Origin of the sequence: Methylophilus sp. TWE2 (assembly GCF_001183865.1) — a bacterium.
Taxonomy (GTDB): Bacteria; Pseudomonadota; Gammaproteobacteria; order Burkholderiales; family Methylophilaceae; genus Methylophilus.
Window position 1 is genome coordinate 2,766,018 of the sequence record NZ_CP012020.1, and the last position, 15,168, is coordinate 2,781,185.

Sequence of the window (15,168 nt, forward strand, 5' to 3'; positions counted from 1 at the left end):
AGAAAAGGTGAATTTTATGAGTAATTTAATACGTACATCGCTGGTGATGTTTCTGGGTCTGACAATCGTCACCGGGGTCGCTTATCCCATCGTGGTCACCGGCATCGGCCAAACCCTGTTCCCTGAGCAGGTCAATGGTTCGCTGATCAAAAAAGACGGTAAGGTGATAGGTTCAGCATTGATCGGCCAGCATTTCAGTGATGCAAAATACTTCTGGGGCAGACCCTCTGCCACCAGCCCTTATCCCAACAATCCGGCGGCTTCATCCGGATCTAACCTGGGCCCACTCAACCCTGCCTTATCAGAAGCCGTGAATGCACGCGTAAAGGCTCAGCAAACTGCGGCCAACACCAGCGAACCGGTGCCTGTGGATCTGGTGACCACGTCTGGTAGTGGCCTGGATCCCGAGATCAGCCCGGCAGCTGCGCTTTATCAGGTGGAGAGGGTTGCAAAGGCCAGGCAGCTGGACAGTGAAGTGGTAAAAACACTGCTGATGAAGCATGTGATCGGTCGGCAATGGGGCATCCTGGGTGAGCGGCGTGTCAATGTGCTTGAGCTCAACCTGGCTTTGGATGAAATGAGCCACACATAGGAAAACGAGCTACAACTAGAGGAGTGTTGCATGTTTCGGTTTTTCAAAAAACAAGCGCTACAACCGGCGGTGAAAAAGCCTCAAACGTCCATAGCGCTCTACGCACAAAAAGACAGTGTAGAATTGGTGAAGAAAGTGGTTTTTTCAATTTGCGGTGAAAACACCCCTATTTTCACCATCGAGCATGGTCAAGTGAATGGGCTGACGCACATGATGTTTGATGTCCCAACCAGTCTGGCGGATAAAGTCACCGTCCATATTATTTTATCTTTACCGGGTAACCGCCTGCATGGCCTCAATCAACTACAGTGAGCCCCCTGCTCTTCCATGCCAATGATGATTTATGAATAAGTCCCCGGTACGCCCCAACCCAGACCAGTTGCTGAAGCAGCTGGATCTGGAAAACCAGAAAAGCCTGCGAGGCAAACTGAAGATATTTTTTGGTAGCTCGGCTGGCGTGGGGAAAACCTGCGCCATGCTCAATGCCGCACATACCCTGCACAAAGAACATGTCCATGTGTTGGTTGGCGTGATTGAGACCCATGGGCGCTCAGAAACCGCTTCGCGCGCGCAAGGGCTGCCAAGTTTGCCGCTAAAAGAGATTCTATATCGCGGTAAAAAACTCAAAGAGTTTGATATTGATGAGGCGCTACGCAGGCATCCCACGGTCATTCTGGTGGATGAATTAGCCCATTCCAATGTCGAGGGCTCAAGACACAAGAAGCGGTGGCAGGATGTTGAAGAATTGCTTTCTTCGGGCATTGATGTGTATACCACCGTCAATGTGCAACATATCGAAAGTTTGAACGACATCGTTGCCCAGATTACAGGCGTCAAAGTGCAGGAGACCATTCCGGATAGTGTATTTGATCTGGCCGATGAGGTTGTCCTGATTGATTTGCCACCTGAAGAATTACTGCAGCGGCTGGATGAAGGCCGGATTTATATTCCCGAGCAAGCGCAAAAGGCAAGCAAGCATTTTTTTCGCAAAGGCAATTTGATCGCCTTGCGTGAGTTGGCGTTAAGACGCACTGCTGATCGAGTCGATGCACAGATGCAGGAATATCGCCAGGATCAGGCGATCCAGCATGTCTGGCAAGCGAATGAGCGGATACTGGTGGGCATAGGACCCAGCAAAGCATTTGAGAGCTTGATCCGCACTGCGGCCAGACTGGCGCAAAATATGAAAGCCGACTGGCTGGTGGTCTACGTGGAAACACCCGCACTACAAAACATCAGCATGGCGTCACGCAAGCAGATCACCGAACTCTTGAGACTGGCGCAGTCATTGGGGGCAACGACTGCCAATGTAAGTGGGGATTCGGTCACCCATAAACTGGTGGAGTATGCGCAAAGCCATAATGTTTCCCGCATTGTCATCGGTAAGCCCACCCGCAGTATGCTCTCCCGGTTTTTCCATCCCAGTGTCAGTGATGAGCTGGCCAAGGTCGTCAGTGACATTGACGTGCATATTGTGATGCGGGGGCGCGAGAAGGCAGTCAAAGACAGCAAGGCCATGCCGGGGCTGGACATGCGCGCGCATTTCAGTGATGAGAAAAGACAGGGCTATGTCTGGGCACTGATCATCAGTGCCATCACCTCCTTGGTGGCAAGCGTGTTGCTGCCTTACTTCGAACTGGCAAACATCATCATGCTGTACCTGCTTGGTGTGATGCTGATTTCTATCCGTTATGGCAGAGGCCCGGGTATTGCTTCTTCCTTCCTCAGCGTGTCTATCTTTGACTTTTTCTTTGTACCTCCGCGCTTTTCGTTCACAGTCGCAGATACACAATACTTGCTCACCTTTGCCATTATGCTTTCAGTGGCATTGGTGATCAGCAACCTGACTTCCAGCCTGCGAAAGCAGGCCATCGTAGCGAATTATCGTGAGAGGCGTAGCCTGGCACTGTATGAGGTCGGTAAGGAGCTGGCCTCCGCGTTGACGACCGGCCATATCGTGGAAGTCAGTACGCATCATGTGGCCAAGATATTTAATTCCAAAGTGGCCATTCTGACGCCGGATGCAAACGAGCAATTAGAGGTTGCGCAAACCAACGAATCCGGCAATGCTGCCTTGCAGGAGACGACCCTGCTGGATGTCGATTTGGGGATTGCCCAATGGACCTATGATAGACAACAGCAGTCCGGACTGGGCACGGACACCTTGCCTTCCAGCAAAATCTTGTACATCCCGCTCAAAGCGCCCATGCGCACCAGAGGCGTGCTGGCGATCTCCCCGGAAAACAACCACGATATTTATCTGCCTGAGCACAGGCAGTTGCTGGATACCTTTGCTTCCCAAATCGGCTTGGCCCTGGAGCGCAAACACTATGTGGAAATTGCCAGGGATGCAGTGATCTCCATGGAAACCGAGCGGTTGAGAAACTCACTCCTGAGCGCAATCTCTCATGATCTTAGAACACCGCTGACAAGCATCATCGCCACCACCGAGCAGCTCAAAGAAACTATCAGTGCCAGGACAAATGCCTTCAAAATGCTCACAGGGCTGCACGACCAGGCGATCAGGATGCAGAACCTGGTCCTGAATCTGCTCGACATGGCCAGATTGCAATCGGGTACCGTCAAATTAAACAGTGACTGGCATCTTTTGGAAGAGATCGTCGGGTCGGCGATCAATGGCTTGCAGACAACGCTGCAGCAGCATCGTGTGGTTGTCACGCCGATGGAGGATATTCCGTTACTTTATGTAGATGCCATCCTTATCGAAAGAGTGTTGAGCAACCTGCTGGATAATGCTTGCAAATACAGTGATGCCGGTACCACCATCACTATTTCGGCAAAACAACAGGGCGGCCAGGTGTCAGTCACTTTTTCGGATGAAGGACAAGGGTTGCCACCCGGCATGGAGACGAGCATCTTTCAGAAATTCACCAGAGGCAAAAGTGAGTCTACTATTCCTGGCGTAGGCTTGGGGTTGTCCATTTGCAAGGCCATCATTGAGGCACACGGCGGCAAAATTTGGGCTGATAAAAATGAAAAAGTTGGCACCACATTTACGTTCACTTTGCCGGTGAAGACCCCGCCAACGGTCAGCGAAATGGAGATTTAAGTATGTCTGAGAGCCCAAGAGGCAATATCGTTGTTGTAGAAGATGAAGAGCAGATTCGCAGGCTGGTGACCATTATTCTGGAGGGTGAGCAATTTAATGTGTTTGCAGCAGAAAATGGCAAACGTGGTCTGGTAGAGATCGGCACGCGCAAACCTGAAATTGCCATTGTCGATTTAGGGCTGCCAGACATGAGTGGTGTGGAGCTGATTAAAGAAGTGCGCACCTGGAGCTCTATTCCGATTATTGTGCTATCTGCCAGATCTAACGAGCATGACAAAGTCAGTGCGCTGGATGCAGGCGCTGATGATTACATCACTAAACCATTCGGATCAGAAGAGTTGTTGGCCAGAATTCGGGCCCACTTAAGAAGACATAATTCGGTCCAGCAAAATAACAATCAGTCGAGTATCACTTTTGGCAACATTACCGTGGACTTTGTTAAGCGTCAGGTCTATCGCGACGGGCAACCGGTATCCCTCACCCCCATTGAATACAGGCTGATGACTGTATTGCTTCGCTCCGCCGGATGCGTGCTCACACAACGGCATTTGCTGAAAGAGGTCTGGGGGCCATCCTATATCGAACATACCCATTATCTTCGTATTTATATGGGACATTTGCGTAACAAGCTGGAAGAAGATCCAGCCCAACCCAAGCACTTTTTAACAGAAATCGCAGTGGGTTACCGCCTGGTGCTGTAACCCACTTACTTAGGCGGCAGCTTGAGCCAAGGTTGTTTCTAATTGATGAAGTGTTTGAATAAGCTGCTCGCTTAAGCAAGGGGTGGCCGCAGTCAGTGGCAGCCGTAATTCATTGCTGATCAATCCCTGGTAAGCAAGCAAAGCTTTTACTGGCGCGGGATTCGGTTCCTGGAATAGCAAGCGAATCAACGTCTCCAGCTTGGAAAACTGCTCACTGGCTTCATGATGCCGCTTGTGCTTGGCCAGCGCGTAGAGCTTGAGAAACATGTCCGTATGAATGTGTGCAGACGCAGAAATCGCACCAGTGGCACCATGTAATAACCCGTCCACAATCAGACTGTCATCTCCACACATCACAGACAGATTTGATTCTTTGATGGTACGGTGCAACGTTTCCACATCACCGCTGGATTCTTTGATGCCAATAAAAGTTGGATTTTCTGCCAGCCGCTGTAGCGTTTCAAGTGCGAGTGCCACGCCAGCACGGCCGGGAATGTTATACAGCACAATGTTCGAGGAGACGGCATCTGCCAGTGCGGTGAAGTGAGCGAACAGCCCTGCTTGAGATGGCCGGATAAACGGCGGCGGTGCAATGAGGAACCCAAACGGGTTCAAAGTATCCAGTAATTTTGCTTGATGCACCATCGCTCTGGTGTCTGTGCCAAGCAGGCCGATTAGCATGGGTGTTTTTTGATGTGTGAATTGCTGCACCGTTTGAATGACTTGTAGCTGTTCATCCAGGCGCAGGCTACCCATCTCGCCGGTCGTACTGCAGACCACCAGACCATGCACGCCGTGGTTGACCATGCGTTGTGTCAGGTTTTGTAATGCCTCAAGATCCAGCTCGCCATGTTTAAATGGTGTCCCCAAAAGTACCCAGATGCCTTCCAGTACTGGTTTATCCTTTATGTTTTCAAATGCCACTGAGTGACTGACTTTTATCTTTTCAGAGGCATGCGATACCAAACAAGCAGAGTCATCATCCATGATTCAAACTTCCTTCCTGAAATGGCCGAATTCGGCAGATTCAAAAAATTGCATCACCACTGACATGATCTTCTGCTCACAGCCAGCCACAGCTTTGATGGATATTTTGACGCGTTTTGAACGGTCAACGGTTTTGACCGTATAAGAAGGCACCAGGTTTTTGAACTCTGTGGCTAATATGAACCTGAATTGAGACATCAGATGTACATCAATCGTGACCGTCATTCCAATATATTCCAGATGCTGAAATGTATGTCTGTGTATTCGAGAAGAGCGTTTGGAAGGCGTATACGGGATATTTAAAAACGCTTTGGTAAGCGAGTGCTGCCATGGTGTATCAGACGTTAAATAAAACATACCTCACTCTTTCATGTTGTTACGAGGTATTCAGTCTATTAAATCAGGTATTAAAAACCTGTATATTGGAAAAAGCCAAAAATAAAAATTGTATAAATATCAGTAGTGGCTACAGAGCCATGGATAATCTAAATAACGTTAACGGTTAACGACAGACTATGTCACAAAAGTACTTAGAATATAATAGCCGTATCTGGACTCCGACAGCTTGTAGCATCCTTTTTCAAAGAATTATATATTTGTTGAATTAATAAGTTATCGTGATTTAAATCGACAAACTTTATTCACCATCATCAAACATCGGTGTATATTGATTGATCCGTGCCCTATGAAAGGAGGAAGTCATGAAGACGCTTCAACAAGTACTCTCTCATAAAACCCATCAAGGCATTATCAGTATTACGCCTAATCGACCGGTCTATGACGCACTGGTCATTCTGGCGGAATACAAGATCGGCGCCTTAGCCGTGATTAAGGATGGCGAACTGGTGGGCATTTTCTCTGAGCGCGACTATGCGCGCGAAGTGATTCTCAAAGGTCGTTCGTCCAAAACGACGCCTATCAGCGATGTCATGACTGAGAAAGTCATCACCGGCAAGCCTTCAGATCTGGTCGAATCGGCCATGAGTACCATGCTGGAAAAACGTATCCGCCATTTGCCAGTGGTCGAAAATGGCAAGATGCTGGGGATGTTGTCTATCGGTGATATCCTGAAAGAAACCATCAGTTACCAGCAGGAGCTGATTAAACAGCTAGAAAGCTATATACATAGCTAGCGCCTTCCCGTCGCTTAGGATAAAAATAAAGGGGAGCTTAGCTCCCCTTTATTTTAGACACCCTGAAATCAGATAACTATAAATACCTGGCCACCATGGCGTTATTCAGTGCCTCCGCCGTAATCGGCAGCTTCACAAAATGACCACTGCCAGCAGCTTGCTGTACCGGCTCTCCACGCTTATCGAACAACTGCTCCACCACAATATCGCGGTTTCCGCTCGGATGGATCAATTGCAGCTTATCCCCCACTGCAAATTTGTTACGCGCCTGTATCGAAGCTAAGCCGCGCTCAGCATCGTAATCCACCACATCTCCCACATATAAACTGCGGTTAGCACTGGAATGTCCTTGTACGTAATTCTGGTGTTCAGCCGTGTGATGACGCTGGTAAAAGCCATCGGTGTAGCCGCGGTTGGCCAGATTCTCCAACTCACCCAACAAGCGCCAGTCAAACGGGCGCCCAGCCACAGCATCATCAATCGCCTGCCGGTAATTCTGACTGGTACGGGCCACGTAGTAACGTGATTTAGTGCGGCCTTCAATTTTGAGTGAATCCACGCCAATGGCAATCAATTTCTCCACGTGCTCAATCGCGCGCAGGTCCTTGCTATTCATGATATAGGTACCGTGCTCGTCCTCCATGATCGGCAGCAGTTCGCCGGGGCGGCCTTTTTCCTCTATCAGGTAGACGTTATCTGCTGCCGGATGGCGTGGCAACGAACCGCATGAAGACAAATTGGATTTTTCCATTTCCGCCTGAAAATCGAATTCTTTCAGCCGGATCACCCCGGCTGCATCGGGTTGCGCATCGTGCACCTTGTAATCCCAACGGCAGCTGTTAGTACAGGTGCCCTGGTTGGGGTCCCGCGAGTTGAAATAGCCAGATAGCAGGCAGCGCCCTGAGTAGGCAATGCATAACGCGCCGTGGATAAAGACTTCTAGTTCCATCTCCGGGCATTCCTGACGGATTTCTGCAATTTCATCCAGCGACAATTCGCGCGACAGAATCACACGCGTTAAACCCATGCGTTGCCAGAATTTGACGGAAGCATAATTAACCGCATTGGCTTGCACAGACAAATGGATAGGCATATCAGGCCATTGCTCACGCACCATCATAATCAGACCAGGATCGGCCATAATCAAGGCATCTGGCTGCATATCAATCACCGGTGCCATATCACGCATATAGGTTTTCACCTTGGCGTTATGTGGGGAAATATTGCTGGCAACAAAGAATTTTTTGCCGCGCGCATGCGCCTCCTGGATACCGATGGCCAGATTCTGCATGGAAAAATCATTTTCACGCACGCGCAGGCTGTATCTAGGCTGTCCGGCATAGACGGCATCTGCTCCATAATCAAATGCGGTGCGCATGCGATCCAGGTCACCGGCAGGCGCTAATAATTCAGGAGACTTCATACTTATTTTATTCACCAATAATTTTCACCAGCACACGCTTGTTGCGGCGGCCATCAAATTCGCCATAAAAAATTTGTTCCCAAGGGCCAAAATCCAGTTGGCCGTCGGTAATCGCCACCACCACTTCACGGCCCATGATCTGGCGCTTGATATGCGCATCCGCATTGTCCTCGCCGGTATCGTTATGCCGGTAACCGCTCACAGGTTCATGTGGTGCCAGTTTTTCCAGCCAGACTTTGTAGTCATGGTGCAGGCCGCGTTCGTCATCGTTAATAAATACACTGGCAGAAATATGCATGGCATTGATGAGCACCAAGCCTTCTTTCACGCCGCTTTCGCGTACGCAAGCGATGACATCATGGGTAATGTTCTTGAAATCCATACGCGCTGGAATGTTGAACCACAATTCTTTACGAAAACTTTTCATCTGATCCCCTTTCCGAAAGCGGATATTTTAGCACCGTGCCTGAATACAGCATTGCCCTAAAATAAAAAAGGCCTCCAAAGAGGCCTTGTGTAGAACACTCATTAACTATTGACATCCAGACTTTGCGTAAAGGTTTTTCCTTCATTATCGGTTGCCACTACTTCCAGCTTGCCAGGCGCATCCGGAATAAAACTGAATTTCATATAGGGATCTTCACTGGTGCCTACGCCCACATCCACCGTCATGACTTCTTTGCCGTTATAGGTAAAAGTCGCTTTATTGATGTAAAAAGCAGGCACATAGCCTTGGGAAACCAGGTCACGCTGCAAACCGGTGCGCATCACATGTTTGATATTAAACGTGGCTGTCGCCGGTTCACCAAACTTGGGCGCGTCCACATTCATTTTAATTTTACCTGCAGCCGCACGCACTTCAGACTCGTTATTGTCCACCGTGCCCCCACAGCCACCGGCAGCGCGAATCTCGCGCTTGCCCATATACAGCTTGCCATCGGCCGTTTCACCAATCAGGCGCACAAAAGAATCCGTTTCCTGGCGGATACGTGTAGACATCTGGAAACCATTCATCATCTCGGTCAAATGATAGGTCGAGGCTAACTGAATCGGATTGGCATCGACAATCACGTATAACTTTTTCAATTCAACACCATTGGCGGCAGCTTTGTCATAGATCAACGTGACGGGCACTTGCGCACCGCTCTCCGCACGCCGCGGCCCTTCCACCTTGAGAAAATCCACTTCCTGAATATCGCGTTTCGGGAAAAAGGCTTCCTTCACCACTGCCCATAACTTAGGATCAGCTTCTGCATGTGCCAAGGTACTCATGCCCAACGCCATCATCCCCAACATCATCACCCATATTTTTTTCATGATCTTCCCCATCATTTAATTTTAATCTGCGTGAAACAATTGTCTAACGAACACTCTCTGCGATATGTGATACGTATCACACATGGCATTAAGCCAGCTTACTGGGATCCCCCGAAGGCCGCATTTCATAATGGGGATCAGCATACTCGGCAAAATTGAGCTCCACGCCATTGCCTGCCGGATCGCGCATATTAATTTGACGGATACCATTGGCGAGGATACGCGTGGTATAAGCGATGCCGAGTGTTTGCAGGTGCGCTTCCATCCCAGGCATGTCATTGCAGTTAAACGACACATGGTCATAGGTGCCATGTACATGTAATTGTGGGGGCTCGGCTGTTTTGTATTCAGCCAAATGCACAACGGCCTGTTGACCAATATATAACCAGTAGCCATAAGTGGTGCTGGCTACGCGCTTGCCCACGGTTAATCCCAGTACATCGCAATAAAAATCGCGTAACTGATGCATGGTTTCGCGGTCAGTGCGAAAGTTAACGTGGTCAATTCCTGTCAATGGCATGATCTTCCAATCTAATAAGTGCCGTATTAAACGTGTGCGCAAAACATCTGCGCAATATAGTACAAAAACTAATGCCCCTCAAATTGACACAGGGCAAATGTTTGGACGCCAACGCTTTGCAAATGTTGCATCCCACCCAGGTCGGGCAGGTCAATCACAAATGCGGCATGCGCTACCACGCCGCCAAGTTGGCGGATCAGACTCACAGCAGCCAGCGCCGTGCCTCCCGTTGCAATCAGGTCATCAACCAGCAACACCTGGTCGCCAGCGCTAATGGCGTCCGCATGCAACTCAAGTGCGTCTTCACCATATTCCAGTGCATACGCTTGTGTAATCGTTTTTGCCGGTAACTTACCCGGTTTGCGCACCGGCACAAACCCCACGCTCAATTTGCTTGCAAGTGCCGCACCAATAATAAAACCGCGTGATTCTATGCCCACAATCGCATCCAAAGGCATGTCGGCATAATGCAGCGCCAGTTTATCAATGGCTGCATTAAAGGCAGCCGCATCTTTGAGCAAGGTAGTGATATCACGAAACTGGATACCTGCTTTAGGGTAATCAGCAATCGTTCTAATATAAGCGCGAATATCCATCATGCACACTCTCTCCTCAATCCCAATAAAAAACGCGCCCACCCAGGGTAGACGCGTTTCAATGCTTTGCACTGGCCTGTCACACAAGCCTGAACAGCTTAGTTGCCCGCCGCGTTTTGCTGACGTACGCGGATATGCAATTCGCGCAGCTGTTTCTCGTCGACTTCGTTTGGCGCATTAGTCATCAGGCATTGCGCACGCTGGGTTTTCGGGAAAGCGATCACGTCACGGATAGATTCTGCACCAGCCATCAACGTCACCAGGCGGTCGAGGCCAAACGCCAGGCCACCGTGCGGAGGTGCACCGTATTGCAATGCATCCAGCAAGAAGCCGAATTTCTCCTGCGCTTCTTCCTTGCTGATCTTCAATGCATCAAACACTTTGGATTGCACATCCTGTTTGTGGATACGCACGGAACCGCCACCGACTTCCCAGCCGTTGAGCACCATGTCGTAAGCTTTGGATAAACAGGCTCCTGGATTGCTGACCAGCAGGTCTTCGTGACCATCTTTGGGGGAAGTGAAGGGATGATGCAGAGCAACCCAGCGGTCATTTTCCTCATCATGCTCAAACATGGGGAAATCCACTACCCACAATGGCGCCCACTGACGGCCGTCGACATGGCCTTTTTCGTGGCCGACCTTGGTACGCAAGGCACCCAGGGCTTCATTCACAATTTTGGCTTTATCGGCACCGAAGAAGACGATATCGCCATTTTGCGCACCCGTGCGCTCAATAATCGCTTGCAATGCATTGACGTGAATGTTTTTCACAATCGGACTTTGCAGGCCCTCTTCGTTCAGCTTGGTAATGTCATTGACCTTGATATAAGCCAGACCTTTGGCGCCGTAGATTTTGACGAACTCGGTGTAGGCGTCAATTTCCGAACGGCTAATGGCCGCGCCATTAGGTACGCGAATGGCAGCCACGCGGCCACCGGCCATATTGGCAGCGCCAGAGAACACTTTAAAATCCACATCTTTCATCACGTCGCTGAGCTCAGTGATTTCGAGCGTGACGCGCATGTCTGGCTTGTCGGAGCCGTAACGGTTCATCGCTTCAGAGAACGGCATGCGTGGGAACTTGGCTGGCAGCTCGACGTTTTGCACTTTCTTCAGCATCTGGCGGATCATCTCTTCGACGATGTCCATGATGTCATTTTCTTCGAGGAAAGACGTTTCAATGTCGACCTGGGTAAATTCTGGCTGACGGTCCGCGCGCAAATCTTCGTCACGGAAGCACTTGGTAATCTGGAAGTAACGGTCAAAACCGGACACCATCAGCAACTGTTTGAACAACTGTGGCGACTGTGGCAAAGCGAAGAACATGCCATGATGGACACGTGACGGCACCAGGTAGTCACGCGCGCCTTCAGGCGTTGACCGCGTCAACATCGGTGTTTCCACCTCAATAAAGCCATTTTCATCCAGATAGTCACGCAGGTTTTTCGCGACCTTGTAGCGCAACATGAGATTTTTCTGCATAGCTGGGCGACGCAAGTCAATATAGCGGTGCTCCAGACGCACTGTTTCGGTCAGGTTGTCATCATCCAGCATAAAAGGTGGCGTCAGCGAAGCGTTCAATACTTCAATTTCGGTCGCCAGCATCTCGACTTCACCGGTCGGCAAGTTAGGGTTGACCGTGCCTTCAGGACGCGCACGCACTTTACAGACCACGCGCAACACAAACTCGTTACGTACAGTCTCGGCAATGGCAAAAGCGTCTTTGGTATCCGGGTCTATCACAATTTGCGCCAGGCCTTCGCGATCACGCAAATCAATAAAAATCACGCCCCCGTGGTCGCGACGACGGTGGGCCCAGCCACACAGTGTCACGGTTTGTCCGATATGTTCGCGGTTCAGGTGACCGCAATAATGTGTACGCATCATAATAATTTTATAAAGTTAAAGTGGTGTTGCGGTTAATGGTGTTTAGGCAAGGGCGCCACTGTACCCATGCTGATGATGTATTTCAAGGCCTGATCCACACTCATATCGAGTGCAATGACGTCAGATTTTGGCAGCATAAGAAAAAAGCCCGAGGTCGGGTTAGGTGTGGTGGGAACATACACGCTAACATACTCACCCTGCAAATGGTTGGTCACATCGCCCCCCGGCGTGCCGGTCAAAAAGGCGATGGTCCATACGCCCTCACGGGGATACTGGATCAGCAGCGCCTGGCGGAAAGCATTGCCAGAGTCCGAAAACAAGGTATCTGAGACTTGCTTGACGCTGGAATAAATGGATTTCACTACCGGCACACGGATCAGCAAGCTTTCCCACAACTCAATCAGTTGCTGGCCAAAAATATTGGTTGCCACCAAGCCTGTAGCCAGCACAATACCCACGGTCAGAATCACGCCAAAGCCGGGAATATCTACTCCCAGCCACGCTTCGGGGCGCCAGGCCGCAGGCAGCAACAACAGGCTCTGGTCCAGCGTTTGCACTAAAGTTTTAAGCACCCACACCGTAATGAATAATGGGACCAGTACCAGCAAGCCTGTAATGAAATATTTTTTCATGGGGATCGTTTATTAGTGGCAGGCGCAACCGGGATTGCACTTGGCAGACTCACCTGCACTGGCGGATTCAGCAGGTTTACTGCCGGCAGCTGACTGATTGTTTTTGAAATCGGTGGCATACCAGCCGCTACCGCTTAATTGAAAGTTGGGGGCTGACACTTGCTTGCTAAACGTCTGCTGCTGGCACTTAGGGCAAGCCTCGACTGAAGGCGCAGAAACCTTGCGCATCAGCTCTTGCTGGTAACCACACGCAGTACATTGGAAATCGTAGATAGGCATTTGTTAACACAACCCGAAGAACAACTTACTGAAAATTTTTTAGTAAGCGCAAATTATACCTGATTCGCGTTACAAATCATCAAAACGGCTGCGATGTAATTGAATTAAAAAGACTTTAAGGAGTACACCATGCACCAACTCTCGCTCAGAATCTCTTTCATGCTGACTGCACTGTTTTTTCTGGGATTCGCCAGCCGCGACCTGGATATACATCACACACCCCTGTCACTTGATAAACAGAGCCAAACAGGCAAGGCTGTTCCAGCGCAGCTTGCGGATCTCCTTTATGCAGAACCGACACTCAAAATCAAAAAAGTGAAATAGCCTGCACGCTTTATCCGGCACTGCCAACCTCACTCAAAGCTGGGCGTCATAAGCAGCCTGATCCAGCAATGCGTCTGCGCCACTAGCATCGGCCGCCAGTTTAAATATCCAGGTGTTGTAGGGATGATCATTAATCTTTTCGGGCGAAGTCAGCGCTTCTTCATTAATGGCTTGCACCACCCCTGACAGCGGTGCGTAAATGTCAGAACCCGTCTTCACCGACTCAATCAAGCCGCAAACTGTGAATTGCGCGACCGATTGACCCACCTTGGGTGGATCCACAAACACCACATCACCAAGCATATTCTGCGCGTAATCAGTGATGCCCACCATCCATAATCCATCATCGGACAGTGCCGCCCAGGTATGGTCCTTGGAAAAGAAGTATTTCAAGCCTGCTGACATATGATTTAAAAATCAAAAGTTTAGTGGATAATTATTGTGCCACAGTCTGTGAAACGCACCAAAACTTATTGCGCTGTGCCGCTAAATAAGGTTTAATTTTTTACACTAAAAAATTGCGATAAGTGATTGACTCTGAATAATAACTGGGCAATAATGAAACGGGTTTTTGGAAGGTGAATTATGAGTTTTTACAAGCATTGTCTTAAAGTGTTGCTAATGTGTTCCATCGCTTTTGCACCTGCGGGCCAAGCCATCGCTAAGTCACCTGCTAAGAAGCACACCGTTTCCACAAGCAAACAAAAACGGGTTTCCTCACAATACCGCGTCAACCCAGCCAAAACCAAATCGATGCGTCCGGTCAAACTGCATTCTCATGCCAGAAAATCTGCCAGACCCGCCATAGATGCAGAAATGTTTGATTCGCTTGAGGGCAAGTCGGGCAGCCACGGTAATCTTGCCATCGCTTCCACCAAAGCGCTGGTCATGAACCAGAATACGCACGAGATCATTTACTCCAAAAATCTGGATATGCCGACACCGATTGCCTCGGTTACCAAACTGATGACTGCCATGGTAGTCCTGGATGCCAAGCTCAACCTGAATGAGCAGGTGTCTATTACCGAAATGGATGTGGATTACCTTAAAGGCACGTCTTCACGCCTGCCAGTCGGCACAACCATGACACGTGAGGACATGCTGAACCTGGCATTGATTGCCTCAGAAAACCGTGCCGCCTCTGCACTGGCCACTAATTACCCCGGTGGCAAGGCCCGCTTCATTCAGGACATGAATGCCAAGGCTGCCAGCCTGGGCATGATGAATACCCATTTTGAGGATTCCACCGGCCTGACCAGCAACAATGTCTCTACGGCGGCAGACCTGGCCAAAATGGTCCATGCTGCATACCAATATCCGCTGATTCGCCAGATTACAACCACCTCTGATTATGATTTGAGCGTGGGCAACAGGCGCCAACCACTGCACTTCCATAATACCAATGCTTTAGTACGTGAGAGTGCCAATAGCAGCTGGGAAATCGGATTATCGAAAACCGGCTACATCAGCGAGGCCGGGCGCTGCCTGGTGATGCAGGCCACCATTGCCGGCGAACCCCTGATCCTGGTACTGCTGGATTCAGTTGGCAAACTTACCCGTATTGGTGATGCAAGACGCATCAAAAAATGGATGGAGCGCAACTACAATACACTATCGTCGAACGGTGGCGCTGATGGCGAAATTGTCTTGACTGGATTATCCATGAGCAAATCACTTAGCGAAGACTCAAACTAGAGCAGTTTAT

Annotated in this window: 18 protein-coding genes; 7 read left to right on the top strand and 11 right to left on the bottom strand. The window is 49.7% G+C overall.

Translation table 11 applies throughout. From position 1 onward, the window contains the following. The first annotated feature begins 16 nt into the window (after positions 1-16). Genes kdpC through kdpE form a run of 4 tightly spaced genes read left to right on the top strand, consistent with a single transcriptional unit; the run spans position 17 to position 4,363 of the window. Positions 17-592: a potassium-transporting ATPase subunit KdpC gene (kdpC, locus tag ACJ67_RS13065; RefSeq protein ID WP_049639443.1), complete on the top strand. Its 576-nt coding sequence runs from the start codon at positions 17-19 to the stop codon at positions 590-592. Between the two features lie 30 nt (positions 593-622). Continuing rightward, positions 623-904 (top strand): hypothetical protein, encoded by a 282-nt coding sequence (locus ACJ67_RS13070; RefSeq protein WP_049639444.1) that lies wholly within the window; start codon positions 623-625, stop codon positions 902-904. Between the two features lie 31 nt (positions 905-935). Next, a complete protein-coding gene (locus tag ACJ67_RS13075; protein ID WP_049639445.1) occupies positions 936-3,662 on the top strand; it encodes a sensor histidine kinase KdpD in 2,727 nt (908 codons plus the stop codon). Positions 3,663-3,664: 2 nt separating this feature from the next. Beyond that, positions 3,665-4,363, top strand: coding sequence for a two-component system response regulator KdpE (gene kdpE, locus ACJ67_RS13080; protein WP_049639446.1), 699 nt, complete (start codon positions 3,665-3,667; stop codon positions 4,361-4,363). A gap of 9 nt (positions 4,364-4,372) precedes the next feature. Here kdpE and dapA read toward each other — a convergent pair whose 3' ends face one another. Then, a complete protein-coding gene (gene dapA, locus ACJ67_RS13085) occupies positions 4,373-5,350 on the bottom strand; it encodes a 4-hydroxy-tetrahydrodipicolinate synthase (protein WP_049639447.1) in 978 nt (325 codons plus the stop codon). 3 nt (positions 5,351-5,353) lie between these two features. Further along, complete coding sequence (locus ACJ67_RS14880) at positions 5,354-5,707, bottom strand: hypothetical protein (RefSeq protein ID WP_156171691.1); 354 nt, start codon at positions 5,705-5,707, stop codon at positions 5,354-5,356. Positions 5,708-6,051: 344 nt separating this feature from the next. Between ACJ67_RS14880 and ACJ67_RS13095 the strand changes: the two genes are divergently transcribed. Further along, positions 6,052-6,483, top strand: a complete 432-nt coding sequence (locus ACJ67_RS13095) for a CBS domain-containing protein (RefSeq protein WP_049639449.1) — start codon at positions 6,052-6,054, stop codon at positions 6,481-6,483. Positions 6,484-6,559: 76 nt separating this feature from the next. On the opposite strand, the gene yegQ is transcribed toward ACJ67_RS13095, so the two are convergent. The 8 genes from yegQ to ACJ67_RS13135 form a co-directional block, all read right to left on the bottom strand. Beyond that, positions 6,560-7,906 carry a tRNA 5-hydroxyuridine modification protein YegQ gene (yegQ, locus tag ACJ67_RS13100; protein WP_049639450.1) on the bottom strand — a complete coding sequence of 449 codons (1,347 nt, stop codon included), beginning with the start codon at positions 7,904-7,906 and terminating at the stop codon, positions 6,560-6,562. Positions 7,907-7,913: 7 nt separating this feature from the next. Further along, a complete protein-coding gene (locus ACJ67_RS13105; protein WP_049639451.1) occupies positions 7,914-8,333 on the bottom strand; it encodes a secondary thiamine-phosphate synthase enzyme YjbQ in 420 nt (139 codons plus the stop codon). Positions 8,334-8,434: 101 nt separating this feature from the next. Next, on the bottom strand, positions 8,435-9,223 hold the full coding sequence (locus ACJ67_RS13110) for a quinoprotein dehydrogenase-associated SoxYZ-like carrier (protein WP_049639452.1): 789 nt from the start codon (positions 9,221-9,223) through the stop codon (positions 8,435-8,437). Between the two features lie 88 nt (positions 9,224-9,311). Continuing rightward, positions 9,312-9,743 (bottom strand): VOC family protein, encoded by a 432-nt coding sequence (locus ACJ67_RS13115; protein ID WP_049639453.1) that lies wholly within the window; start codon positions 9,741-9,743, stop codon positions 9,312-9,314. 68 nt (positions 9,744-9,811) lie between these two features. Further along, positions 9,812-10,339 carry an adenine phosphoribosyltransferase gene (locus ACJ67_RS13120; protein WP_049639951.1) on the bottom strand — a complete coding sequence of 176 codons (528 nt, stop codon included), beginning with the start codon at positions 10,337-10,339 and terminating at the stop codon, positions 9,812-9,814. 98 nt (positions 10,340-10,437) lie between these two features. Next, complete coding sequence (gene aspS, locus ACJ67_RS13125) at positions 10,438-12,228, bottom strand: aspartate--tRNA ligase (protein WP_049639454.1); 1,791 nt, start codon at positions 12,226-12,228, stop codon at positions 10,438-10,440. 32 nt (positions 12,229-12,260) lie between these two features. After that, complete coding sequence (locus ACJ67_RS13130) at positions 12,261-12,860, bottom strand: DUF502 domain-containing protein (protein ID WP_049639455.1); 600 nt, start codon at positions 12,858-12,860, stop codon at positions 12,261-12,263. A 12-nt stretch (positions 12,861-12,872) separates the two neighbouring features. Continuing rightward, positions 12,873-13,139, bottom strand: coding sequence for an FmdB family zinc ribbon protein (locus tag ACJ67_RS13135; protein ID WP_049639456.1), 267 nt, complete (start codon positions 13,137-13,139; stop codon positions 12,873-12,875). Between the two features lie 129 nt (positions 13,140-13,268). Between ACJ67_RS13135 and ACJ67_RS13140 the strand changes: the two genes are divergently transcribed. Continuing rightward, positions 13,269-13,463: a hypothetical protein gene (locus ACJ67_RS13140; protein ID WP_049639457.1), complete on the top strand. Its 195-nt coding sequence runs from the start codon at positions 13,269-13,271 to the stop codon at positions 13,461-13,463. A gap of 33 nt (positions 13,464-13,496) precedes the next feature. Here the strand turns inward: ACJ67_RS13140 and ACJ67_RS13145 are convergent, their stop codons facing one another. Beyond that, a complete protein-coding gene (locus ACJ67_RS13145) occupies positions 13,497-13,868 on the bottom strand; it encodes a glycine cleavage system protein H (protein WP_049639458.1) in 372 nt (123 codons plus the stop codon). 216 nt (positions 13,869-14,084) lie between these two features. Between ACJ67_RS13145 and pbpG the strand changes: the two genes are divergently transcribed. Then, positions 14,085-15,158, top strand: a complete 1,074-nt coding sequence (gene pbpG / locus ACJ67_RS13150) for a D-alanyl-D-alanine endopeptidase (protein WP_049639459.1) — start codon at positions 14,085-14,087, stop codon at positions 15,156-15,158. The last annotated feature ends 10 nt before the right edge of the window (positions 15,159-15,168 follow it).